Annotated in this window: 19 protein-coding genes; 9 read left to right on the forward strand and 10 right to left on the reverse strand. The window is 68.2% G+C overall.

Annotation, left to right across the window (positions count from 1 at the left end; genetic code table 11):
* Positions 1-13: 13 nt before the first annotated feature.
* Positions 14-799, reverse strand: coding sequence for a type II secretion system protein N (locus tag DEO45_RS13485; RefSeq protein WP_114344596.1), 786 nt, complete (start codon positions 797-799; stop codon positions 14-16).
* A 68-nt stretch (positions 800-867) separates the two neighbouring features.
* On the opposite strand from DEO45_RS13485, the gene DEO45_RS13490 reads away from it, so the two are divergent.
* Positions 868-2,235, forward strand: coding sequence for an adenosylmethionine--8-amino-7-oxononanoate transaminase (locus tag DEO45_RS13490; protein WP_114344598.1), 1,368 nt, complete (start codon positions 868-870; stop codon positions 2,233-2,235).
* A gap of 12 nt (positions 2,236-2,247) precedes the next feature.
* On the opposite strand, the gene DEO45_RS13495 is transcribed toward DEO45_RS13490, so the two are convergent.
* Positions 2,248-2,574, reverse strand: a complete 327-nt coding sequence (locus DEO45_RS13495) for a hypothetical protein (protein ID WP_189339757.1) — start codon at positions 2,572-2,574, stop codon at positions 2,248-2,250.
* A gap of 161 nt (positions 2,575-2,735) precedes the next feature.
* Between DEO45_RS13495 and DEO45_RS13500 the strand changes: the two genes are divergently transcribed.
* Positions 2,736-3,470 carry a 16S rRNA (uracil(1498)-N(3))-methyltransferase gene (locus DEO45_RS13500; protein WP_114344602.1) on the forward strand — a complete coding sequence of 245 codons (735 nt, stop codon included), beginning with the start codon at positions 2,736-2,738 and terminating at the stop codon, positions 3,468-3,470.
* Between the two features lie 16 nt (positions 3,471-3,486).
* Here DEO45_RS13500 and DEO45_RS13505 read toward each other — a convergent pair whose 3' ends face one another.
* From DEO45_RS13505 to pilG, 7 genes are all read right to left on the reverse strand, one after another.
* A complete protein-coding gene (locus DEO45_RS13505; protein WP_114344604.1) occupies positions 3,487-3,996 on the reverse strand; it encodes a chemotaxis protein CheW in 510 nt (169 codons plus the stop codon).
* Positions 3,993-5,648, reverse strand: a complete 1,656-nt coding sequence (locus tag DEO45_RS13510) for a chemotaxis protein CheB (protein WP_114344606.1) — start codon at positions 5,646-5,648, stop codon at positions 3,993-3,995. The genes DEO45_RS13505 and DEO45_RS13510 overlap by 4 nt, the downstream gene beginning before the upstream one ends.
* Entirely contained in the window at positions 5,641-11,622 is a 5,982-nt protein-coding gene (locus DEO45_RS13515) for an Hpt domain-containing protein (protein ID WP_114344609.1), read from the reverse strand. The genes DEO45_RS13510 and DEO45_RS13515 overlap by 8 nt, the downstream gene beginning before the upstream one ends.
* 89 nt (positions 11,623-11,711) lie before the next feature.
* A complete protein-coding gene (locus DEO45_RS13520) occupies positions 11,712-13,742 on the reverse strand; it encodes a methyl-accepting chemotaxis protein (protein ID WP_114344611.1) in 2,031 nt (676 codons plus the stop codon).
* Positions 13,743-13,870: 128 nt separating this feature from the next.
* Positions 13,871-14,410: a chemotaxis protein CheW gene (locus DEO45_RS13525; protein ID WP_114344614.1), complete on the reverse strand. Its 540-nt coding sequence runs from the start codon at positions 14,408-14,410 to the stop codon at positions 13,871-13,873.
* Positions 14,407-14,778, reverse strand: coding sequence for a response regulator (locus tag DEO45_RS13530; protein WP_114344616.1), 372 nt, complete (start codon positions 14,776-14,778; stop codon positions 14,407-14,409). The genes DEO45_RS13525 and DEO45_RS13530 overlap by 4 nt, the downstream gene beginning before the upstream one ends.
* A 22-nt stretch (positions 14,779-14,800) precedes the next feature.
* Positions 14,801-15,199: a twitching motility response regulator PilG gene (gene pilG / locus DEO45_RS13535; protein ID WP_114344619.1), complete on the reverse strand. Its 399-nt coding sequence runs from the start codon at positions 15,197-15,199 to the stop codon at positions 14,801-14,803.
* Positions 15,200-15,541: 342 nt separating this feature from the next.
* Here pilG and gshB point away from each other — a divergent pair, with 342 nt between their 5' ends.
* From gshB to DEO45_RS13570, 7 genes are all read left to right on the forward strand, one after another.
* The gene (gshB, locus tag DEO45_RS13540; protein WP_114344838.1) at positions 15,542-16,519 is read left to right on the forward strand and encodes a glutathione synthase; all 978 of its coding nucleotides are present in this window, start codon (positions 15,542-15,544) and stop codon (positions 16,517-16,519) included.
* On the forward strand, positions 16,516-17,385 hold the full coding sequence (locus tag DEO45_RS13545) for an energy transducer TonB (protein ID WP_114344621.1): 870 nt from the start codon (positions 16,516-16,518) through the stop codon (positions 17,383-17,385). Before gshB ends, DEO45_RS13545 begins: the two co-directional genes overlap by 4 nt.
* 52 nt (positions 17,386-17,437) lie before the next feature.
* Positions 17,438-18,007, forward strand: coding sequence for a YqgE/AlgH family protein (locus tag DEO45_RS13550; protein ID WP_114344623.1), 570 nt, complete (start codon positions 17,438-17,440; stop codon positions 18,005-18,007).
* Entirely contained in the window at positions 18,004-18,453 is a 450-nt protein-coding gene (gene ruvX, locus DEO45_RS13555) for a Holliday junction resolvase RuvX (RefSeq protein WP_114344625.1), read from the forward strand. The genes DEO45_RS13550 and ruvX overlap by 4 nt, the downstream gene beginning before the upstream one ends.
* Positions 18,454-18,490: 37 nt before the next feature.
* Entirely contained in the window at positions 18,491-19,417 is a 927-nt protein-coding gene (locus DEO45_RS13560) for an aspartate carbamoyltransferase catalytic subunit (protein ID WP_114344628.1), read from the forward strand.
* A 68-nt stretch (positions 19,418-19,485) separates the two neighbouring features.
* The gene (locus tag DEO45_RS13565; protein ID WP_189339758.1) at positions 19,486-21,270 is read left to right on the forward strand and encodes a hypothetical protein; all 1,785 of its coding nucleotides are present in this window, start codon (positions 19,486-19,488) and stop codon (positions 21,268-21,270) included.
* A 237-nt stretch (positions 21,271-21,507) separates the two neighbouring features.
* Positions 21,508-21,885, forward strand: coding sequence for a BON domain-containing protein (locus DEO45_RS13570; RefSeq protein WP_114344633.1), 378 nt, complete (start codon positions 21,508-21,510; stop codon positions 21,883-21,885).
* Between the two features lie 118 nt (positions 21,886-22,003).
* Here the strand turns inward: DEO45_RS13570 and DEO45_RS13575 are convergent, their stop codons facing one another.
* Positions 22,004-25,009 carry a TonB-dependent receptor gene (locus tag DEO45_RS13575; protein WP_223250871.1) on the reverse strand — a complete coding sequence of 1,002 codons (3,006 nt, stop codon included), beginning with the start codon at positions 25,007-25,009 and terminating at the stop codon, positions 22,004-22,006.
* Positions 25,010-25,252 lie beyond the last annotated feature (243 nt).

The following is a 25,252-nucleotide window of genomic DNA, read 5'->3' on the forward strand; positions in this document are numbered from 1 at the left end:
TCGTCTCGCGTCCTCAGTGGGTGGGTGATGCCGGCGTGCCGCCGGCCAGTCCGCCGCTGCGCCGGACATGCACGCTGCCGTCGGCCGCGACCGCTCCCAGCGTGGCCAGCCAGTGGCGCATCGCCGGGTCAGTCTGTCGGGCGCGCAGCGTCGCGTCCAGTCGCCAGCCCAGCGGGCTCAGGTACAGGTCGCCGACGACCTGCAGCGGACCGTGGCCGTCATCCCGCCACTGCGCATGGATCACTCCGCTGGTCGCTTGCGCCTGGCCCTGCCACGTGCCCAGCGCCAGGTTGCCGTCGAGGGTACGTACGGCCGCCTCCGTCCACAACGCATGTGCCTGCAACTGCACAGGCCAGCCTCCCTGCAGCAGCGCGTGCGCGATGGCGAGTTGCAGTTCGCCGCGCGGCTGGCCCAGCGGGGACCTCGTGTAGACATCCAGCGCGGCCAGTTGCACGCGCGCGTCGACGTCGTCGACAGCGATGCGTGCATCGGCGAGACGCCGCAGCTTGCCGGAAAACGACAACTGAGCGCCCGCCAACCGCAACTGCAAGGGTGATTGCCCGAGCAGGCTGCGCCGCGACAGTTGCCATTGCAGTTGCCCCAGCACGCGCCCGTCGGCAGCCACCACGGCGCCGGCGCGGCCATCCCACAGGCTGCCCTGCACTTGCTGCAGTTGCAGCCCGTGCAGTCGCGGCGCGAGCCACGGCAGCGCCCAGCGTGCCGGCAGGAACCACAGCAGCAGGGCAGCGGCCAGCGCCAGCACGCCGAGACCGACCAGGCATGTTCGCAGGGGTTTCAAGGATCACTTTCCGGGATATATCCATGCGCGGGCTTGAGCGCCCGTCGCGCAAGGCCGATCATAGCCGGATGAACGATCCCGCAAGCGGCAACGCCGCCCTCGCCGCGCGCGACCTGCGACACATCTGGCACCCCTGCACGCAGATGCACGATCACGAGAGCGTGCCGATGCTGCCGATCGTGCGCGGCGAAGGCGCCTGGCTGCTCGATGCCGACGGCCATCGCTACCTGGACGGCATCAGTTCGTGGTGGACCAACCTGTTCGGCCACGCCAACCCGCGCATCGCTGCCGCCCTCGCCGACCAGGCGCAGCGGCTGGAGCACGTGATCTTCGCCGGTTTCACGCATGAACCGGCGATCGAACTGGCCGAGGAGCTGGTGCGGATCACTCCACCCGGGCTCGATCGGGTGTTCTACGCCGACAACGGCTCGGCGGCGATCGAGGTGGCGCTGAAGATGAGCTTCCACTACTGGCTCAACCAGGGCCATGGCGAGAAGACCCGCTTCATCGCGCTGACCGGCAGCTACCACGGCGAGACACTGGGCGCGCTGTCGGTGAGCGACGTGGCGCTGTACCGCAAGACCTATGCACCGCTGCTGCTGACGCCGTTCCTGACGCCATCGCCGGATGCGTACGAAGGCGAGCCGGGCGAGTCTGCCGAACAGACGGCCATGCGCCGCCTCGGCGAACTGCGCGCACTGCTGGAACGCCACGCCCACGAGACTTGCGCGGTGATCGTCGAGCCGCTGGTGCAGTGCGCCGGCGGCATGCGCATGTACCACCCGGCCTATCTCGCCGGCCTGCGCCGGTTATGCGACGAGTTCGCAGTGCATTTCATCGCCGACGAGATCGCGGTCGGTTTCGGCCGCACCGGCACGCTGTTCGCCTGCGAGCAGGCGTCGGTATCGCCGGATTTCATGTGCCTGTCGAAGGGACTCACCGGCGGTTTCCTGCCGTTGTCGGCCGTGCTGACCCGTGACGCAGTCTATCGGGCGTTCTACGCCGAATACGGCGCCGGCAAGGCGTTCCTGCACTCGCACAGCTATACCGGCAATCCGCTGGCCTGCCGGGTGGCGCTGGAGACGCTGGCGATCTTCCGCGATGAGCCGGTGCTCGCGCGCAACCGCACACTGGCCGCGCACCTGGCGCGGCGGCTGGAGCCGCTGCGCGAACACCCCCACGTTGCCGACGTGCGCCAGACCGGCATGATCGCCGCCGTCGAGCTGGTCGCCGACAAGGCCAGCCGCCGGCCGTATCCCGCGGCGGAACGGCGCGGCCTGCGCGTCTACCTGCACGGCCTGCAGCACGGCGCGCTGCTGCGCCCGCTCGGCGACGTGGTGTATTTCATGCCGCCGTTCGTGATCACCGAGCCGGAGATCGACCGGCTGGTGGAGATCGCCGCGGCAGGCATCGCCAAGGCCGTGGCCGGTCCGTAAGAGACATCCCGGTCAATGGCCGACGCTGATGCTCGGATCGAGCATCTGCAGGGCGCGCGCCGTGTTGTTGACGCCGGTGCGCCGCACCTCGTCGCCGCTGTAGCTGCGCCCCGCCACCGGCAGGCATTGACCTTCCTTGGCCGGAATCAGGCTGCCGGTGCTGCGCAGGCAATTGCGGTCGCCGGGTTTGAGCGGCGACCTGGCCGCCGCGGCGGCCGCGGATCGGCCGGCCTGGCTAGCCGGTACCTGCCCGGCGGGGGACGCGTCCTGGGCGAATGCCGTCGCGCCGACGGCCATGCCGGCGCACAGGATGAACGAAACGAGAGTCTGTCTGGACATGGCGGGAACCTCCGTTGGCCACGAGGGAGAGGCATCTCCATGCTGCGCCGATCCCGCGCTCCGGGCAACCGCATCCGCGGCGGAAGTCCCGCTGCGCATCGCCGGCGCCGTGCCGCCGCCGGCGGGCTCGGCTATGCTGGGATTTTGCCGCCCATCGTTCCATGCGAAACATCCGCATCCACGTCGACCTGCCGCTTGCCGCCGGCGTCGAACGCATCCTGCCGACGCAGGCCGGCGAGCATGTCGCACGCGTGCTGCGCATGGCCGCCGGCGACCCGCTGACGCTGTTCAACGGCGACGGCAGCGACTACCCCGCCACGATCCTCGTCGTCGGCAAGCGCGAGGTCGTCGTGCGGGTTGATGGCTGCCACTCGCTGGCCAACGAATCGCCGCTGCGACTGACCCTGGCCCAGGGGGTCGCCCGCGGCGAGAAGATGGATCTGATCGTGCAGAAGGCCACCGAGCTTGGCGTGATCCGCATCGTGCCGCTGCTGACCGAGCGCGCCGAGGTGAAGCTCGATGCGACCCGCGCGGAGAAGCGCCTCGCGCACTGGCGCGCGGTGGCGGCCAGCGCCTGCGAGCAGAGCGGTCGTGCGCGCCTCCCGGAAATAGTCCAGGCATTGCCCTTGCCGGCGTGGCTGGATGGCCTGGCCGCGGACGGCGCGCTGCGCCTGGCGTTGCTCCCGGAAGCCGGCCGCTCGTCCCGGGAAGTGCGCTTCGGCGCGGCTGGCGGCCTGCTGGTGGTCGGCCCGGAAGGCGGTCTGGGCGAACGGGATGTCAGTGCGCTGACGGCCGCCGGTTTCGAAGGCCTGCGGCTGGGTCCGCGCATCCTGCGCACGGAGACGGCCGGACTGGCTGCGCTGGCCGCGCTGCAGGCCCTTCACGGCGACGGCTGACCCGCCGCCATCCTGTTCAGTCTTCCGTGGCGGACGATGCCGCAGCGTGCAATGGCTCGGCATCGCCGAACAGATCGAGCAGGGTGGCTTCGATCCACTCCAGGTCCGGGATCATCGCCACGTCGTCGCGCACCAGCACATGGGCGCGCACGCCCGGCGGCAGCTGCCTGCCGTCGTGGGTGGGGATGATCAGCTCCGCATTGAGCGTGGTCAGGCGCGGGAAGCCCTGGGTCTGCACCGCGATGAACGGCATCGCCGGGTTGCCGCCGAGCGCCTTCAGCACGGCCACGCGCACGACCAGTTCGGCGTCGCCCTCTTCGGTGCCGGCCAGTTCGGTGAACGACACCAGCGGCACGCGCCAGCCGCGCCAGGCGATCCGGCCGAGCAGCCACGCAGGGCCGCCGGGCACCGGTTCGGGCCGGCTCTGGGTGATCACTTCGGCGATGGTGGCATTGGGCAGCAGCAGGCGCAGGTTGCCTACCGGCACCAGGACGCAGCGGATTTCACGCGGCAGCGGATCACTCATGGGGATACCTCGATCAGGCGCGCCGCCAGTTCGGGCGGCGTACCGGAGAAACTGACCAGCCGTTCGGCGAGGATTCCGCTGACCATGTCGGCAAAATGCTCACCGGACGACGACTCTACCCAGACCTGGCCGCCGCGGTCATGGATCGCCTGCGCACCGGCCACGGCGTCATTGCCGCGCCCGGCGAACACGATCGCCAGCGCATCGCGGCCGAACGCGATGGCGGCCATGGTGAGGCTGGCATCGATCGACGGCTCCTGCGCGATGTCAGCCTGAAGCTCGACACTGCCGTCGCGACGCAGGCGCACCTGCTGACCGGCAGGTACGACCACCACCTCGCCGCAGCCGAGGCGGCGACCCCGACTGGCCAGCCGCACCGGCAGCGCGCAGTGCGCCGAAAATTTCTCCACCAGGCCCACGTCCGTCCGCCCACCCAGATGCTGGGTATGCAGGAAGGTGAGCCGGGTGGTTGCCGGCAACGCCGACAGGAAATCACACACGGAGTCGACGCCGTCGGTCGTGGCACCCAGCAGCACGATCCGGTTCAGTGCAGTGTCGAGCTCGTCGAGCAGCATCGCGTGATCGTGCTCGTAGACCTGCACCTGTGGCGCAATCGCCTCTTCCATCGACACCAGCTCGAGGCTCATGGTCGGCTCGAGGTCGGGCGCGACCACCTCGACGTCGGGTGCGAGGAAATCGGCGGCGCTCAGTTTCTCGATACCGAACGCCGCGACGTGGGACTTTTCGGCGGCGGCGGGTGCAGCCGAGGGAGGATCGTCATCCAGCAGCGCCCAGCTGTCCGGCGCACGCGCCGCCGAGCCGGCGGCGGCAGGCGCCGGAGCGGCCGCCTCGGGGATTTTCGTGGCGTCCGCCGGATCGACCAGCGGGGACAGCTGCAGATGATCCAGCTGGAACGCCGGCGGCCGCGCGCCGGCCGTGGGCTTCGCCGTCGCGACGGGCGCCGGTTCGGCCAGCCCCACCGCGGGCGACGACTCGCCGAAATGGCCGTCATGCAGCGGCGGCAGCTCGTCGTCGTCGCGGTAACGCAGGCCCGGACCGGCGTCGTCGGCACCGTCGTCCGGCAGTTCGCCCGAGGCCAGCAGGGCCTCCAGTTCCGCCGCCAGGTTCTCCGATTCGGCCGCGGCGACCTGCTCGTGCCGGCCGTCGGGATCGTGGTGGGCGGGAAAGTCGATCCCGGGCTCGGTGACGGGGGCGGCAATCGCCGACTCCACCGCCGCTTCGGCAGCCACGGCAGCGGCCGGCGGCGCAACCGGCGCCTCGACGCCACGGGCGTCCCCCGGACGCGGCGGGTCGATGTCGCCCATCGCCATGACCTTGACCGCGAGATGGCGCGCCCAGCGCGCACGATCCCAGCCGGTCAGCTCGCGACTGGCCTGGGCGTCGTTGAAGACCACCCGCGGCCGGTCGTCGTCGATCACCTCGTACAGGCGATCGAGCGCGTCGTCGGCGCTGTCGTCCAGGTTGACCACCAGCACGTCTGCACCGACCTGCTGCAGCAATTCGCGGCTGAGGCTGGAGACCCCGCCTTCGTGGACGATGCGGGCGCCGCGCTCGTGCAACGCCTCGCGCAGCTGGCCGCCCAGGTCGGTGTCGTCGAAAAGCAGGGCCACCGCCGGAACGGTATCAGTCATGTATCGGCTCCACCGCACGTTGCTCCAGCACCTCGGCGATCTGCGCCAGCAGCTCGGCCTCCTGGTACGGCTTGCCGAGATAGCGATCCACGCCGATGTCGAACGCCCGCTGGCGATGCTTGTCGCCGCTGCGCGAGGTGATCATGATGATCGGCACGTCGCGCAGCCGCGGATCCGCCTTCATGTGGGTGGCCAGCTCGTAGCCGTCCATGCGCGGCATCTCGATGTCCAGCAGCATCAGGTCGGGCACGCGCTCGTGCAGCTTCTCCAGCGCGTCGACGCCGTCCTTCGCGGTGCTGACCTCGTACTCGTGACGCTCCAGCACGCGGCCGGTGACCTTGCGCATGGTGATCGAGTCGTCCACCACCATCACCAGCGGCCGCACCTGCGCCTCCTCGACCACCGGCGCCTGCACCGCGCTGAGGCCTTCGGCCAGGCGTTGCTCGCGACGGATGATGCCATGGCGCACCAGTGGCGCCAGATCCAGAATGATCAGCACCGAGCCGTCGCCCATGATGGTCGCGCCGAGCAGGCCCGGCACCGAGCTGATCTGCGGGCCGACCGACTTGACCACGATCTCGCGCGACCCGAGGACGGCGTCGATGCGGATCGCCGCGCGCAGGTCGCCGGCACGGGTCAGCAGCAGAGGTTGCTGCTCGTCCTCGGCCGGCAGCCCCGGCGGCAGGCCCAGCAGCTCGGCAAGGTCGTGGATGCCGTATGCCTCGCTGCCGTAGCGGAACGACGGCTCATCCTCGGCCATCAGCGCGGCCAGGTCGGCCGGGTTGACTCGCGCCACGCCCTGTACCGAGGTCATCGGGATCGCGAACGTCGCCTCGCCGATACGCACCAGGATCGCCTGGGTCACCGCGAGGGTGAACGGCAGGCGCAGCACGAAGGTAGTGCCCTTGCCCTCTTCCGACTCGATCGACAGCGAACCGCCAAGCTGCTTGATTTCGTTAGCCACCACGTCCATGCCGACGCCGCGGCCGGCCAGCTGGGTGACCTGGCTGGCGGTGGAGAAGCCCGGCTGGGCGATCAGCGAGAGCAACTGGTTGTCGGTCGGCCGGGTCTCCGGGCGCAGCAGACCGCGCTCGACGCCGCGCTTGCGGATCGCCTCGCGGTTCAGGCCGCGGCCGTCGTCGCTGACGCGTACCACCACCTCGGTGGCCTCGCGCGCCACCGTGATGTGCACCGCGCCCTCGGCCGGCTTGCCTAGCTTGCGGCGTTCGGCAGGAGCTTCGATGCCGTGGGCGATCGCGTTGCGCAACATGTGCTCGAATGGCGCCTTGATGCGGTCGAGCAGGTTGCGGTCCATTTCGCCGTGGGCACCGTCCACGTAGAGCTGGGCATGCTTGCCTTCCTCCTGCGCGGCCTGGCGCAACGTGCGACGCAGGTTCGGCACCATCGTGTCGAACGGCAGCATGCGCGTGCGCAGCAAGCCATCCTGCAGCTCGGTACTGACCCGCGACTGCTGGATCAGCAGCGTCTCGGCCTGGCGGGTCAGTTCGTCCAGCATGTTCTGGATCGACACCAGGTCGGATACCGACTCGGCCAGCGCACGCGAGTACTGCTGCAACTGCGAATAGCGGTCGAGCTCGAGCGGATCGAATGCCGCCATGCCCGCTTCGCGATGCTCGCGCTGGAAGCGCGCGATGATCTGCGCCTCGGTCTCGATCTCCAGCATGCGCAGCTGGCTGCGCAGGCGCGAGACGGTCTGTTCCAGCTCGACCAGGTTGAAGCGGTAACCGGCAACCTGCTGCTCCAGTCGCGACCGGTAGATCGCCACTTCGCCGGCATGGTTGACCAGATTGTCGAGCAGATCGGCGCGGACCCGGATCTGCTCCTGCGAGGAACGCACTTCCTCTTCCGCCTCAGGCATCAACTCAGGCAGCTGATCGATGCCGTCCACCGCGGCAGTCGCCGGCGACGGTACTGCCGGCGCCGGGACCGCCGTTGCGGCTACGTGTGGCTCCGCGTCGTGGGCCAGCGCCGTTTCGCCCGCCAACGCCAGCAGGCGGTTGATCATGGCCTGCGGGTAATCGGGCGTGCGACCCTGCGACACCTGCTGCACGAGGGCATGCAGCTGATCGAAGCTCGCCTCCAGTGCGGCGATCAGCGGACCGGTTCCCGACGGGTCGCGGATCGGCTTTTCGAGCAGGGTCTCGGTCGCGTGGCTGAGGTCGCCCACCGGCACCAGGCCGGCGATGCGCGCACCACCCTTCAGCGTGTGCAGGTCGCGCTGCAGCTCGGGCACGTGCGCCAGGTTGCCCGGTTCGGCATGCCACTGGGCCAGCACGCTATCCGCGTGATCGAGGATCTCGCGCGCCTCGTCGATGAATACTTCCAGCAGATCGGCATCGATCTGGCCGGACCCCGCCAGGGCGTAAACCGGATCCTGCGCGACATTTTCGGTGTGCGCCGTCTTGTCCGCAGCGGAGGCCCGTTTGGCCTCCGCACGCTCGGCCGCCTGTTTCGCGGCAGCAACCCGCTCGGCCTCCGCACGCTCGGCTGCCTGCTGCTCGGCAGCAACCCGCTCGGCTTCCGCACGCTCGGCCGCCTGCTGCTCGGCAGCGATCCGTTCGGCTTCCGCGCGTTCGGCCGCCAGCCGCTCGGCAGCAACCCGCTCGGCTTCCGCACGCTCGGCCGCCTGCTGCTCGGCAGCGATCCGCGCTGCTTCCGCGCGTTCGGCGGCCAGTTTTCCGGCCACGGCCTGTTCGGGGTCGAAGGCGCCCAGGGCCGCCATCAACTCCGCCGTCACCGCGTCGTGGTGGGCCTCGTCCGGATGGACATCGGACGCCTGCCCGACGGCGGGCGCAGGCGACGCGACAGGCGCCTCGCCCGACGGCGCGCTGGTGGCTTCAAGCATGCCGGCCTCGAGTGAGGCGGTCATGCCCGTTTCGTCAACGCCGGCATGATCCGTGGCGCCGACTGGCTCCTCGGGCTCCACCTCGTCGGCCCGCGGCTCGTACACGACGTGCGCGACCTTGGATTCGGGATAGCGATCGCGCAGGTTGACGATCTGAGCGGTCAGCAGATCGGCGTCGGGCAACTGCGGCTCGGCGGCGTCGAACTGGCCCATTACGCGGTCGACCACGTCGACCGCCTGGTCGAGCAGGTGCACACCCTCGGAGGTCAGCGGCAGATTGGCCGCGCGCAGGCGCTTGAACAGACCTTCCAGCGGTGACAGCAGTTGCGTGAGCAACGGGATGTCGACCATCGCGATCGCGCCATGCAACGTATGCACGGCACGCAGCAGTTCTTCGCCGATCGGCAACTCGATGTCGCTGCGCTGGACCGCGGCGCGGATGGTCTGCAGGTATTGCGCCACTTCGCTGCGCAGGATCTCCAGCAGCACCGGATCCACCGGCGGCATCACCGGCTCGGCCATGACGGGCTCGGCCGGGGCCCGCGCGGCAGCGGTTTCGGGATCGGTCAGGCCTGCTACCGGCACCGCTCCCGCGGCCGCATCGAAGCGCGGCACGCGCCGGCGCACGATCCGACGGACCGTTTCGGTGGCCCGCGGCGCATGATCCTCCACGCGGGCCGGCTTGCCGGCGGCCAGTTGCTCGGCCGTATGCATGATCGTGCTGAGCGGCGCCAACGGCACGCCGTCGCCCTTGAGCGCAGCAAGCAGCTGCGGCAACGCATCGATCGCATGCTGCACCAGCGCCTGAACGTCCGCGTTCGGCTCGATGGTGTTGTCGAGCACGCGGTTGAGCATGTCCTCCACCTTCCACGCAAACTCGCCCAGCACGCCGGCGCCCACCAGCCGGCCCGAGCCCTTCAGCGTGTGGAACGAACGGCGGATGCCGATCAGGGCCGCGGTCTGGGCCGGATCGGCCAGCCACGCCTGCTCGGCGGTGCGCAGGTTGTCGATCTCCTCCTGCATTTCCTCCAGGAAGATCTCGCGGATGTCGTCGTCGATGCCATCCGCGCTGGTGTTGAAGCGGGTATTCGCGGCCAGTGCGTCGCGCACCGGCACCTGTTCGACGACCTCTTCCTCGACCTCGACCCAGTCGTCCTGGTCGACTGCGGCATGACCCTCCCATCCGGCGGCCGTGGTCGCCTCGGTCGGTGCCAGGCGCAAGCCGTCCAGGTCATGGACGGGCACGGCAGGCGACGCGCTGTCGCCGACGAACAGGTGCCCGAGATTCTGACCCGGCAGCAGGCTGACGGATTCGGACAGCTCCGGGTGCTCTTCGTCATCGATCCGCTGGCTGGCCGGCACGACCGCTTCGGCGGCGGCGACAGACGCCGCGCGCGCCGACGGCACCGGCCAGTAGCCGAGCAGGCCGAGGCTGTGTTCCGCCACGTCGAGGATGTGCTCCAGGCCGCCGCGGTGTTCGCGCGCAGCCTCGAGGTAGTACTCCAGCGCCGCCAGCGCATCGGCCAGCTGATCCATCTGGGCGCCGCTCGGCACGCGCCGGTCATCCAGCAGCTCATGGTTGATGAACCGGCCGATGCCCTGCGCCAGCTCGGCCGGGCGCGGCGACGACAGCATGTTCATGGCGCCGGCGACTTCGTCCATCAACGCCGGTGCGCTGGCAAGGCGATCGTGCTCCCAGCCGGATTCGACGAACGCCACGATCGCGTCCTTGACCCTGCCGGTATTGCCGATCGCTTCCTGCATCAGGGTGGTGACCACCCCCAGCGCCTCGCTGCGCGGCAGCCCCTGCATGGCTTCAGGACCAGGCGACTCGTCCTCGGAACCGAGGCTCTCGATGTGGTCGTCCAGCGAAGCCTCGACATACAGCAACGCGCCGGCGACATCGAGCAGGGCTTCCTCGTCGGCCGGGCGCATGCGGTTGGCGATCTCGTCGAGCACCCGGCGCTGTTCGGTGACCACACGGCGCGGTACCGCCAGTGCCAGCATGCCGAGCGTGTCGCCCACGCGTTCGAGCACTTCGCCCTGTGCGGCGAGTTGTGCCGGATCACCGTCCTGCTGGCGCAGGAACAGATCCAGCGCCTCCTTGACGCGCAGCAGGTCGTCCTTCAGCGCGCGCGATACGGAATCGAGCAGCGCGCGATTGTGCCCGGCCATCGAGCCGCGGGCGTGTTCCAGCTCGCCGGCGTCGGGCAGCAGGCTGTCCAGCGCGTAGGTGCTGCGCAGCAGTTCCATCTGCGGGCTGTGCTGCTTGGCCTGGGCCACGATGTAGAGCAGCTTGCAGGCCACCTCGTCGGCTTCGCCGCCACGCAGGCTGTCCTCGCCGTGCTCGATCAGCTGGCGGATGTTGCGGTCGACCTTGCCGACCAGCTGGCGTATCTCCCCGGCAAAGCCCTTGAGCTGGCCCTGCTCCAGACCTTCCAGCACGCCGGAGGCGATCCACCACAGGCGCCGGCCGTGCACGTAATGGCAGCGGGCGGTGATCGCCAGCAGGGTCTTGCGCATGTTCGCCAGCTGCAGCGCCGGGTTCTGCCCGCGGAACCAGCCCAGCAACTGCTGCTGGAAGCGCAGGCGCAGATCCACCAGCTCGCCGCGATGCGCCTCGGCGTAGGCCTCGCTCATCGCCGCGGGCGCCTGGTCCGGCAGGAACGCGTCGAGGTTGGGGTGGAACATCGCCGATTCGGGCAGCGCCTCCAGTCCGCGACTGGTGCGCAAGTCGTTCAGCAGCGGGAGAAGCACCACCGGCACGTCGCGGTGGCCGCCGGACAGTCGTTCGAGATAGTCGGGCAGTTGCATCAGGCCGCGCATCAGGGCGGCATAGGCTTCCTCGCGCTGGGCGACGCGGTCCCCCAGGAGCGCGAGGGCCAGTTCCTCCATCTCCGCGGCCACCATCGCGGCGCCGTACAGCTCGACCATCTGCAAGGTGCCCCGCACCTGGTGCAGGTGATCGGCGCAGGTGCGCATGTAGTCGCGCTTGCCCGGATTGTCGACGTAGGACTCCAGCGCCTCGCGGGCGATCGACAGGGTATCGTCGAGCTCCGGCTTGACCCACTGCAGCGTGGTGAAATCGATGTGGTCTTGAAGTCTCATGCGCCTCTCTCAGCGGTTGCGCCATGCATGCATCACGCAACCAACGAGACTACTCCCCGTCAAAATGCCCATACCAGCCAGGCCCGTTGTCAGCCCGGCAGCTTGAAGTGCGCCACCGAGCGCCGCAGGTCGCTCGCCAGTTGCGCCAGCGTACCGATCGAGTCGGCCGTCTGGCTCGCGCCCTGCGAGGTCTGCGAGGTGATTTCCTGGATCGCGTTCATCGAATGCGAAATGTCGGTCGCCGCCGCGGACTGCTCGCGCGCCGCGGTGGAGATGTTCTGAATCAGCGAGGACAGATCGTGCGAGACGCGCTCGATGTCGCCCAGCGCGCTGCCGGCGTCCTCCGCCTTGCGTGCGCCGGCGACCACCTCGGCGGTGGTCTGCTCCATCGAGTTCACCGCCTCGTTGGTATCGGACTGAATGGTCTGCACCAGCGCCTCGATGCGCTTGGTGGCGCTGGTCGAGCGTTCCGCCAGCCGCTGCACTTCGTCCGCCACCACCGCGAAACCGCGACCCGCCTCGCCGGCCGAAGCCGCCTGGATCGCAGCGTTCAAGGCAAGGATGTTGGTCTGCTCGGCGATGTCGTTGATCAGTTCAACGATCGAGCCGATCTCCTGCGAGGATTCGCCCAGCCGCTTGATGCGCTTGGAGGTCTCCTGGATCTGGTCGCGGATCGAGTCCATGCCGGAGATCGTCTCGCGCACCACCTCGGCGCCGTGCGAGGCGATCTTCACCGAGCGTTCCGCCACGTCGGCCGACTCGGCGGAGTTCTTCGACACGTCGTCCATCGAACTCGCGATCTGGTTGATCGCCGAGGTCGCGGTGCTGATCTGCTGCGCCTGCTGCTCGGCCGCGTTGGCCAGGTGGCGGGCGGTGGTCTGGGTTTCCTGCGCCGAGGACGACACCTGCTCGGAGGTCTCGTTGATGGTGGTCACCAGGGATCGCAGCTCGTCGATGGCGTAGTTCACCGAGTCGGCGATGGCGCCGGTGATGTCCTCCGACACCGTGGTCTTCACGGTCAGGTCGCCTTCCGCCAGCGAGCCCATCTCGTCCAGCAGGCGCATGATCGCCTCCTGGTTGCGCTGGTTCAGTTCGGTACTCTGCGCGAACCGGCGGCGCTGGTCGCGCACCAGGGCGATGACCAGCAGCAGGGCGAACGCCACCGCGGCGATCGCGCCGAGCAGGCCCCACCACACGTTGGGGAACAGCCGGCGCAACGGCAGCTTGCCGATCTGCTCGGACAGGTCGTTCGCGCGCAGCAGCACGGTCTGCGAATCCAGCGAGGCCTGGTTGCCCGCGCGCTTCACGTCGGCGATGTTGCCGGCGGCGGCGATCAGCCTGGCCACCGGGTCGGCCAGCTGGGCCCAGCCGGCATCCATTTCGGTGAGGATCTTGTGCGCGTTGGCGTCGTTGATCGGCCGCACGCCGCTGTCGGGGTTGCCCTCGAGCAACCCCTTCAGCACGCTGCCGTACAGCTGCGCGTCGCGGGACAGGCCATCAGCCGCGGACTGGGCATTGTCACCACCCTGCAGCACCTCCTGCACGCGGCGGATGATACGGTCGGCGGACAGCATCTGGCGAGACGTGCCCAGCATCTGTTCGGCGCTGCCGTTGCGCTGCTGCAGGATGTTGACGACCTGCTCCATGCTCGAGTTGAGCAGCGGCATCTGCTGCGACAGCGTGGCGGCGCGCTGTCCGGAATCGAGCACCACGGCCTTGTTGGAGAGGATCTTGCCGATGTCGGTGTCGAGCTGCCTCCACGAGGCGTCGAGCGCGCTCACGGCGCGGCCGGCCGGCGTGGCGTTGTTGTCGGCGTAGGGCTTCATGCTGCCACTTGGATCGCCCTTGCCCAGCTTCTGCACGGCCGAATCGATCGCGTTGCGGGTGGATTCGAGCTCCTTGAAGGAGTCGGTGTTGCCGTCCGCCGACTCCAGTGCGAACTTCGCCGTCTGCTGAGACAGCACCTGGATCTGTGTGGTCAGCGCAATCGCCTGGCGGTCCTCGCCGTTCTTCTGGTTGAGCATGAAGAAATCCAGCGCGGCAAAACCCATCGCTATCAGCAGCAGGACAATGAGTACGGTGTAACCGCGCTCCCGGCTGACGCCCCCTGTAGTGCTCATGTTCACCTCATCCGTCTAACTGATTACGTCACCGGCTCCGCAGAGCGCGTACCACCAGGGAATGCCCGTCCCGAGATTGCCGGCCCTGCAGGCGCCGGCCCTTCATGCCACTGCGGCAAGCCGCGGCTTCAGGCCGCGGCTTGCCGGAAATCCGGTGCGCGCACCAGCCGGTTCATGCTGAACATCGCCAGTTGCTGTTCGCCCACGCGGCTGTCGACGAAACGGGAAAGCCGCGGATCATCCTCGGCTCCGGCCTCGCGCCGCTGTTCCTCGTCCACGGTGCGCTGGCCGAACACCTCGTCCACCAGCAGCGCCACGCTGCCGCCGCCCTGGCGCACCACCAGCAGGCGGGTGCGGTCGGTGTACTGCGTGCGTTCGCCGAACAGGAAGCGGCCGAAATCGACCACCGGCACCAGGTTGCCGCGCACGTTGGCCACGCCGAGCAGCCACGGCTGCGTCCCCGGCACCGGGGTGAGCACCGGCACCGCGAGCAATTCGTTGATCTCGTCGATGCCGCTGACCAGCAGCCGCGAGCCGACGCGGAAGCCGATCCCGCGCCACAGGCCGGGCGCCTCGAACTTCTCCTGCGTATCCGATGCGTGCGCCAGCGACAGCCGCTCGTACCGCGCCAGGATCTCGAACGGAGTGCGGTTGACGGGCTCGTTCATGTCGCGCTCGGCAGCAATTCGTTGATGCAGGCCAGCAGTTCCTTTTCGTTCACCGGCTTGGTAATGAACGCGCGGGCGCCCTGGCGCAGGCCCCAGACACGGTCGGTTTCCATCGACTTGGTGGTGATCATCACGATCGGCACTGCCGAGGTGACCGGGTCGCGGGTCAGCGTGCGGGTCGCCTGGAAGCCGTTCATGCCGGGCATGATGACGTCCATGATGACCAGCGCCGGAAGATCGGAGCGCACGCGCTCGATGCCTTCCTCGGCGGTGCTGACGGCGACGACCTGATGCCCGGCCCGTTCCAGCAGCGTGGTGAACACGCGCACGTCGGTCGGCGAGTCGTCGATGATGAGAATATTGGCCACAGGCCCCCCTCAGAATCTGCAGTCAGTGGCTCGAGACCGTGCCGACATGGCGATGGATGGCGCCCAGCAGCTCGTCACGCGTGAACGGCTTGGTCAGGTATTGTTCGGCGCCCACGATGCGGCCACGCGCCTTGTCGAACAGGCCGTCCTTCGAACTCAGCATGATCACCGGCGTGGCGCGGAACTGCGGATTGTTCTTGATCAGCGCGCAGGTCTGGTAGCCGTCCAGCCGCGGCATCATGATGTCGACGAAGATGATCGCGGGCTTCTGGTCGGAGATCTTGGCCAATGCCTCGAAGCCGTCGACGGCGGTCAGTACTTCGCAGCCCTCTTTCTTGAGCAGGGTCTCCGCGGTGCGGCGGATGGTCTTGGAGTCATCGATCACCATGACCTTGAGACCAGCCAAGTCATTAGCACTCATGTTCAAATTCACCTACTCCCCCCTGCGGCTCACTCGAGCTCAGGATAGGCACCATGGCATGCAATGGTCATGCCGGACGGTGCGCAGCAAAAAAGTCGAAACGAACCACCCGATAAGACCGCGCTGTAGCGGGATATCCAAGGCTTTGCTGTTTACTGCCTGCCCGCCGAGACTGTCAAGCAATAATCACCCCTGCTGCCTGCCACCCGCACAACGTGACCCATATTGGCACCATCCGGCCGCCGGCGACAGCGACGCGGCACGGGATTTCCCGCATCCGCCTTAGTATAGCGGCCTGACGATCCCGACCCGCCCCACGGGTCGCCACCCACGGAGAATGTGATGACCCTTTCGGTCGGCGTGCTGATGGATCCCATCAGTGCGATCAAGATAGCCAAGGACACCAGCTTCGCGATGCTGCTGGAGGCCGGTCGCCGCGGCCATTCACTGCACTACTTCGAGCAGGGCGACCTGGCCCTGCGCAACGGCGAACCCTGGGCGCGGATCGCCCCGCTCGAGGTGCGCGAGGACCCGCAGCACTGGTTCACGCTGGGCCCGGCGCAGTGGCGAGACCTGCGCGAACTCGACGTGGTGCTGATGCGCAAGGATCCGCCGGTCGACGCCCAGTTCATCTACGACACGATGGTGCTGGAGGCGGCCCGGCGCGGCGGCGTGGCGGTGATCAACGACCCGCGCTCGCTGCGCGACTGCAACGAGAAGCTGTTCTCGCTGGAATTCCCGCAATGCATCGCGCCGACCCTGGTCTCGCGCGATCCGGGCGAACTGCGCCGGTTCACAGCTGAACACGGCGAGGTGGTGCTGAAGCCGCTGGACGGCATGGGCGGGCGCGGCATCTTCCGGGCCAGGGCCGGCGACGGCAACCTCAATTCGATGCTGGAGACCCTGCTCGGCGGCGATGCCCACGGCGAAGGGCGGCAATTCACGATCGCCCAGAAGTTCATTCCCGCCATCAGCGCCGGCGACAAGCGCATCCTGGTGATCGACGGCGAGCCGGTGCCCTACGCGCTGGCGCGCATTCCGCAAGGCGACGAATTCCGCGGCAACCTGGCCGCCGGCGGCCGCGGCGTCGGCGTGCCGCTGTCCGAGCGCGACCGCTGGATCGTGGACCAGGTGGCGCCGGAACTCCGCCGGCGCGGCCTGCTGTTCGTCGGACTGGACGTGATCGGCGACTACCTGACCGAGATCAACGTCACATCCCCGACCTGCGTGCGTGAGCTGGACGCGCAGTTCGGGCTTAACATTGCCGGCCAGCTGTTCGATGTCGTCGAGCGGCACGTCACCGGAAACCGCAACGCGTGAGCGCCACCGCAACCGTCAATCCGTCGCCCGATCCGATCGGCGCCACCCTGCTGTTCTCGCTGTTGCTGCACGGCGTGCTGCTGCTGGGCATCACGTTCCATTTCGCGAAGCCAGCGCCCAGTCTGCCCACGCTGGACGTGACCCTGGTCAACGTGGCCAACCAGCAGGCGCCGGACAAGGCGGACTTCCTGGCCCAGGCCAACAACACCGGCGGCGGCCGCAGCGACCGCGCCGCGCGGCCGTCGGAGCTGTTCTCCGGCGCCATCCCGAAGCCCGATCCCGGCATCGCGGCACAACCGGTCGAAGCCACCACGCCGCAGCCGCGCGAGGCCACCCCGACGCGCATGGTCACCACCAGCGGCGCCACCGATTTCCGCGTGACCAGCGATACCGCGCAAACCGAGGTCGATCCGCAGGAACCGACGCCCACCGCCGACGAACTGAGGCGTCAGCAGGCGATCGCCCAGCTGGCCGCCGAGCTGAGCAGGAAGAAGGTGGACTACGCCAAGCGGCCGAAGGTGAAGTACCTCACCGCCAGCACCCGCGAATACGCCTATGCCGCCTACATGCGCGGCTGGTCCGACCGGGTCGAGCGGGTCGGCAATCTCAACTACCCGGAAGAAGCCCGCAGCCGCGGCCTGCACGGCGACGTGCTGCTCACCGTGGTGCTGAACCTCGACGGCAGCATCAAGAACATCGAGGTGATCCAGAGCTCCGGCCAGAAGGTGCTGGATGCGGCTGCCGAGCGCATCGTGCGGCTGGCCGCCCCGTTCCCGCCCGCGCCACGGAGCAACGAGCGCATCGACGAGCTCAATATCACCCGCACCTGGCGCTTCCAGCCGAACAACGTGCTGCAGACCCGCTGAACGGCCCTCCCGGCCTGCAGCGCACGCCGCGCCGTGCGCTTACAATGTGCGCATGACCGCCGTGCAGTCCTCGACCCTCACCGGGCACTTCCTGATCGCCATGCCGGGCCTGGCCGATCCGCCGTTCTCGCGCGGTGTGGCGCTGCTGTGCCAGCACGACGAAGGCGGCGCGGTGGGCCTGCTGGTGAACCAGCTGTCCGAATACCGTTTCGGCGACGTGCTGGCGCAGATGAAACTCGAATGCGCAGACAGCGAACTGGCCGACGCGCCGGTGCTGATCGGCGGCCCGGTGCAGCAGGAACGCGGCTTCGTGCTGCACCGCGAACCCGGCGACTGGGATTCCAGCTACCGCATCAACACCGAATGGTCGGTCACCACCTCGCGTGACATCCTCGTCGCGATGGCCGCCGGCGAAGGCCCGCGCCAGGCCATCATGGTGCTCGGCTACGCCGGCTGGGACGCCGGCCAGCTGGAACAGGAACTGATGGCCAATGCCTGGCTCACCGCCGAGGCGTGCGGTCGCGTGGTGTTCGACACCCCGCTGGAGGAACGCTGGAGCGCCGCCGCCGGACTGGTCGGGGTCGACCCGCGCCAGCTGTCCGGCTACGCGGGCCACGCATGAGCTGCGTGTTCGGCTTCGACGTGGGTAGCCGGCTCACCGGCGTGGCCATCGGCAATACTTTCACGGCCAGCGCCCGCGCGCTGGCCGTGCTGGCGGTGCATGACGACGAACCGGACTGGAACCGGCTCGACGCGCTCCACCGGGAATGGCAACCCGACTCCCTCGTGGTCGGCCTGCCGTTGACCCTGGACGGCGCCGAGCAGGCCGCCAGCCGCCGCGCCCGCCGGTTCGCCGCCACCCTGCAGCAGCGCTACGGCCTGCCGGTGGTGCTCGTCGACGAGCGGCACAGCTCGCAGGAGGCCGCACGGCGCTTCGCCGCCGCCCGCGCTGCGGGCTTCAGGCGCCGCCGCGATGCCGCCACCATCGACGCCGAGGCGGCGGCGATCATCCTCGAGCGCTGGCTCGCCGGCGCCGACGCGCCGGTGGCCGAGAACCCCGGCCACTGAACGGATTTCCCCCTTCCCACTTCCAGACCCTGCCGCCATGAGCCCTCGCCTGCGCCACCTGACCACCCTGGAAAATCTCCCGCGCGAGACGATCGAGCGCCTGCTCGACCGCGCCGAGTCCCTGCGCGACGCCTGCGCGCACGGCACCCGCAAGCTCGATGTGCTGGCCGGGCGCACCGTACTGAACCTGTTCTTCGAACCGTCCACGCGCACGCGCACCTCGTTCGAGCTCGCCGCGCGGCGGCTGGGCGCCGACGTGGTCAACTTCGACATCGGGCTGTCCTCCACCAGCAAGGGCGAGGAACTGTTCGACACCCTGCACACGCTGGAAGCGATGCACCTCGACGCGATCGTGGTGCGCCACAAGCGCTCGGGCACCCCGGAAGAGCTGGTGCGCCACGCCATGAGCGGGGTGTCGGTGATCAACGCCGGCGATGGCAACCGCGCGCATCCCACCCAGGGCCTGCTGGACGCGCTGACGATCCGCCAGCACCGGCCGGACTTCGGCAATCTCACCGTGGTCATCTGCGGCGACATCAGGCATTCGCGGGTGGCCCGCTCGGACATCGACGCCTTCACCGCCCTCGGCGTGAAGGAGATCCGCCTGTGCGGCCCCGCCGAGCTGATGCCGGCGGCGGGCGACATGCCGCAGGGCCGCCGCTACGACGACTTCGACCAGGCCATCGACGGCGCCGACGCGGTGATCATGCTGCGCCTGCAGAAAGAGCGCATGGCCAGCATCGAACTGCCGGACGAGGCCGCCTATTTCGCCCGTTATGGGCTGGACCGGCGGCGCCTGGCGCTGGCCGCCCCGGGTTGCCTGGTGATGCATCCGGGGCCGATCAACCGCGGCATCGAGATCGCCTCGGATGTGGCCGACGGCGCGCAGTCGCGCATCCTCGAACAGGTTGGCAACGGTGTGTTCGTGCGCATGGCGGTGCTGAACGAGGTGCTGGCCCGCTGAAACGCCTGCGCCCGACGCAAGCGGGCATAATGGCGAATGCAGCACTCACCATCTCTCTGGGGATCAACATGCGATCGATGACGCGATGCATCGCGCTGGTTCTGGCCGGCACCATGCTGGCCGCCTGCGGACACAAGGACAAGGATGCGCCGCTGGCTTTCGTGCCGGCGGACACGCCGTACGTGGTGGCCAATCTGGAGGTGCTCGACGATGCCACCCGCACCGCCCTGCTCGCCCAGGCGGACGCGCAACTGCCATCCCAGCTGGCCCAGCTCGAGGCGACCGCCGACCGGCTGGCGGTGAAGGATCCCGACGGCGCCCGGCTGCTGCGCGCGCTGCGCGCCGAGTTCGACGGCAAGACGGTCGAGAGCTTCGTCCACGGCGCCGGCCTGAACCTCAAGGGCCACTCCGCGCTGTACGGCCTTGGCCTGGCGCCGGTGCTGCGCTTCGAGCTTAGCGACCCGGCGGCCTTCGAGGGCTTCGTCGGCCGGCTGGAAACCGCCTACGGCAAGAAGCTCGATGTCGCCAAGGTGGGCCAGCAGGGCTACCGCAAATACGCGTTCCCGGCCTCGGGCACCGAAATGATCCTCGCCACGGTCGGCAAGCAGGCCGTGGCCGCGCTGCTGCCCGCCGATGCCACGCCGGCCCTGCTGCGCCAGGCGCTGGGCCTGGACCGGCCGCAGAAAAACCTGCAGGACGATGGCCGCCTGGCCGCGCTGGCCAAGGCCAAGGGCTACCAGAAGTGGCTGGTCGGCGAACTGGACCTGACCCGCGCGTTGCCGCTGGCCATCAGCGGCAAGGATGCGCTGATCGGCGCGATCCAGAAGGCCCATGCCGAAGCCATCGCGGCCAAGACCGGCGAGCCGGTGGCCACCCAGTTGCAGACTTCGCCCAGTTGCACCACCGATGCCGCCCGGATCGCCGCCCGCGTCCCGGCGATGAGCTTCGGCTACACCCGGCTCGACGCCAAGCACCAGGACGTACGCTTCGACGTGGCGCTGGCCGATGACATCGGCAAGGCGTTCGCCGGCCTCAAAGTGGAGCTGCCCGGCCTGGGCCGCGCCGGCACTGCGCCGTTCGACCTGAGCGTGGCCCTGCCGGTCGCCAGCCTGCGCACGTTCTGGCTGGCCCAGGCCGAGGCGGTGGCCGCCAAACCGTTCAGCTGCCCCTCGCTGACCGACCTCAACGACAGCTTCGCCAAGCTCGGCCCGGTCATGCAGAAGGCCGCGATCCCGCCGTTCGGCGACATGCTAGGCCTGCGCGTCGCGCTTGACTCGCTGGTGCCGCCGGCCGCGAACGCCGCCATGCCCACGTTCAGCGGACGCCTCGTGCTGGGCACCAACAACCCTGACGGCCTGTTCGCGATGGGCCAGATGATGGTGCCTGCGCTGGCCCAGCTGAAGCCGGGCCACGACGGCAAGCCGCTGCCGTTGCCGAAAGACATGGTCGGCATACTGGGCCAGCCGGCCTGGATCGCCATAAGCGACAAGGCGCTCGCACTCGGCGTCGGCGCCGGCGAGGATGCGCGCCTCGGCGACACCTTGAAGGATCCGCCCGGCGACGCCGGGCAGCTCGGTCGCATGCACATCAGCGGCGCGATGTACCTCAGCTGGCTGCAGCTGATGGAAGACAAGATCGACAACCTGGCCGCCGTCACCGCCACGCTCGGCAAAAACGACCAGCCCTCGGTCGACGAGACCGAGGATGCCGCCAGCGCGGCCGCGGAGCTGAAGCGCTCCAAGGCGCAGTTCGCCGCGATGAAATTCCAGGCCGAACGCGTCGACCGCATCGATGCGGAAATGCATGTGGAGACCGGCAGCATGGTGATCACCAGCCAGACCACGCTGAAGTAGGTGACCGCACTCGACGAAAAGCCGGGGCGCTTCGGCGCCCCGGCTTTTTCATGCGCGGCATATGGATATCCAACGCGATGCCAACATCGAGAAGACCCGCCCTTCGCATCCGTAATCGCGCGCTGAACCCGTGGCGGTCATGGCCACGCGACGTTCACGACCCGGCTGCTGGCATGGCAGGCACCGCGATGCCTCTCGCTCCCGACAGGCAGCGTCATCCCACCCAAGGAGACCGCCATGCGCACTTCCATCATTCGCCACAGCCTGTATGCCACGACCCTGATGTTCGTCTTCGCAGCCACGCCACTCGGCCAAGTCATGGCTCAGGACGCCGGTGCGCACATGCAACAGTCGTCTGAAAACCGGACCGTACCGGACAAGGCAGCCGATGCCTGGATCACTACCAAGGTGAAGTCCGAGTTCGGCACCACCAAGGGCATCCCGGCCACCGACATTTCGGTTTCGACCCATGACGGTGTGGTCACGCTCAGCGGCACCGTCGCATCGGAGGCCCAAAAAGACCATGCCGAACGCGTAGCCCAGCTCGTCAAGGGCGTGAAGAGCGTGGACAGCAGCGGCCTGACCGTCGGTACCGCCCCGCCCCCGGAGAAGTAGGCGCCCGGACCACCGTGCCGATTTAGCGTCCGAAAAAAAGCCGCCGGGAAACCCGACGGCTAAGGAGCGATGGTTCGGCATTCGGCACGTCAGGCCGAACCTGCGTTATCCGCTACGTTCAGAAGTCGTAGCGCACGGTGAAGCGTACCGTCCGCGGATCGGTGTAGTTCAACACCCGGCCGTAGAGCGGATTGACCGTGCTGCGATTGCTCGCGAAGCGCATGTTGTAGTACTGCGGCGTCTGGCGGTTCAGCAGGTTGAACACGTCGACCTGCAGCGTCAGCTTGTTGTCCGCCCAAGCCGGCGTGTACGCCGCATTGAGGTCCAGCTTGTAGGTCCAGGGCGTGGTCCCGCTGGTGCCGCGCGGGGCGTACACGACCTGCGAACCGGTGATGGCCAGGCCGCAGTAGTGGTAGCTCGACGAGTTGTAGATGCCCTTGGTGGTCGGGTCGGGCCAGAAGCTGAGGCAACTCTTGGGCCGGCCGGAGGCCACCTGCACGGTGGAGCCGACGCGCCACTCCTTGCTGAACTGGTAGTAGCCGAACGCGCGGATCTGGTGCTTGCGGTCATTCGGCAGCGAGCCGTTGGAGCCCACCATCAACTGCGGCTTGTCCCAGTCCTGGGTCACCGACACATCCGACTGTCCACCGGTACCGGTATCCAGATCGGAGAGCAGCTGACCTTCGGTGTTCCCGTAGTTGTGCGAGAAGGTGTAGCCGATCTTGCCGTACCAGTTGTCAGCGAACGGATGCTCCACGAACAGGTCCAGCGCGGCGTACTTGCGCTTCAGCTTGGGGAAACCAAGCTGGCCGTTGGTGTAGTGCGCCTCGACGAAGCTGCCGTCAGGCTGCTCCAGCAGGAAGGTATTGGCCTGGCCGGGGTTGAACAGGAAGCAGCGGCCGCCCAGCGCCTGGGTGCAGGTATCGTCGATCGCGCTGCGCAGCTTGCGCACGGTGACCTTGGCGCCCGTCACGAAGGTCGGGCTGACCTGGTATTCCGCGCCCAGGATGTACTCGTCCTGGAAGTGCGACTTCATGCCCTTGGCCGCCACCGTGCGCGGGTCGGGCGCCTGGCCGCACTCGAGGTTGGTCGAGACCAGGTTCGTATTGCCGCAGGTGGCGCCCTTGCTGCGGTCCACGGCGACCGGGCTGAGGCCGGTCGGCGCACCGGTGCGCGGGTCGAGGCCGGTGTAGGTGAAGTACTCGCTGGTGATCAGCGAGCCGGAAGCGCCGCGCACCGCCACGTTGTTCGGCATCGCCAGGTGGTAGCGGCCGGCGTTGGCGAATACCTTGAGGCTGGAATCGCCGAACACGTCCCACGAGACACCCAGCCGCGGTGCCAGCTGGTGGCGCTGACGCGCGTAGGGCTGGTTGTCGCCGTTGTAGTTGGTGAACTGCTCGTTGCGCAAGCCGAGTGACAGCAGCAGGTTATTGTTCACCTGCCAGCGGTCCTCGATGTACTGCGCTTCCTGCTCGGTCTTCACGCGGGCCAGCTGGGTGTTGTAGTAGCGGTAGACGTAGTAGCCCTTCGTGCCGAGGCCGCCCGCGTCTTGCGGCGAGCCCACGCCGTTGCCGCCGTCGATCGCCGCCGCCGGATCCTTCTGCCAGCCGTAGGTCCAGCGATAACCGCCGGCGATGCTGCCGCCGGTCAGCGAATCGGCGATCTGCTTGTCGAAGCCCACGCGGACGTCGTGGTCGCCGATGCGGTACTCGATGTCCAGGCGGCCGCCGTGGGTCTTGTCGTTCGCACCCGGCACCAGAATGGTGGAAGTGGCCAGCTGGCAGGTGTTGTAGGTCAGGCCGGGGGCCGCGGTCTGGGCAGTCACCGAGATTTGCGGGCAGCTCGGATCGTATTGCCAGGGCGTGCTGACGTGGGCGATCTTCTGCGTGCCGTACAGCGCCGACACGGTCAGGTCGTCGGTCAGGTAGCTGGTGTACTTGCCGACGTAGAGCTCGCCGCCGTCCTTTGTGTAGACGCCGCCGGTCTGCGTGCTGCTGTGGCTGTCGGTGGTGTAGCTGTACGGCGAGTACTTGGCGTCATACTGGGTCTTGTCCGAGACGCCGGTCAGCTCGACGATGTTGCTGTCGTTGATGTTCCAGTCGATCTTCGCGGTCCAGCGCGGCTTCTTGTAGGCGTAATCGCTCCAGGCTTGCTGGAGGTTCAACGCAGTGGAGTTGGTGTAGTAGCGGACGCTGTTGCCTTCCTGCCGGTTCACTTCCGCATTCGCGTAGAAGAACAGCTTGTCCTGGATCAGCGGGCCGCTGACGTAGGCGCCCACGGTAGAGGTCCAGTACTGCGCGCGATTGCGGTTCAGGTACAGCGTGCCGTCGGTGTGGTCCTTGGCCAGCGGGCTGGGATTGGAATTGCCGTAGAAGCCGGTGTTGGCGAAGTCGATGTTGTGCGGGTCGGAACGCAGCGCCTGCGGTGCCCACGTGCTGTAGACGCCGGCCTTCCATTCGTTGCTGCCGCGCTTGGTCACGATGTTGATCACGCCACCGGTGGAGCGGCCGAATTCGGCGCCGTAGCCGCCGGTCAGCACCTGCTCCTGGTCGATGGCGTCGAACGGCAGGACCGAGAGACCGATCGAGGTCAGCGGATTGGTGACCGCGTAGCCGTTGATGTAGTAGGCGTTCTCGGAAGCCGCCGAACCGCCGAAGCTCGGGGCGTTGTAGCTCGAGCCCTGGATGACGCCGGGCGCCAGCAAGGCCGCCGCCAACACATCCCGCGCCAGCGGCAGCTTCTGCATCTGCTCCGCCGTCAGCACGGTGCGGGTATCCACCGACGACACGTCGATGGCCGGCAGCGAGGAGGCCGTGACCGAAACCGCTCCCAGCTCGGTGGTCTGTCCCGGCGAGGCGAACGATACTTCCGAACCGCCCGAGATCACCACCGAGATGTTGTCACGACTGCTGACCGTGGTCCCGTGGTTCTGCAGCGTGACCTTGTACTTGCCGACCGGCAGCGACGAAAAGCGGTAGCGGCCGCTGGTGTCCACCGTGGTCGAGCGGCTGAAGCCGGTGTCCGCGTTCTGGATCAGTACCGTGTCGCCCTGCTTCGCACCAACCTGGCCGAAGATCGAGCCCGTGATGTTGGACTGCGCCAGCGCGGTGCCGGCCAAGGACATGCCCAGCGCTACCGATAGTGCGGAAAGGCGCAGCAAGGGCCGCGCATTACTCTGAGACTGGTTCATCATTTTCCCCCATGAAAAATTGCGAATGGCGATCGTTAACGCGAAAATTTTTGCGAATTACAGGCAAAAAAAGCCCTTGCCGGATGCGGCAAACTTACGGACGAAGCCCGAGAAATGGCCCGCTGCGTCCCCCAAGCAGCTGGACTGGCACAGGAAATCCTCTCCAAGGATCAAATT

It is taken from the genome of Rhodanobacter denitrificans (genome assembly GCF_003335105.1).
GTDB lineage: Bacteria > Pseudomonadota > Gammaproteobacteria > Xanthomonadales > Rhodanobacteraceae > Rhodanobacter > Rhodanobacter denitrificans_A.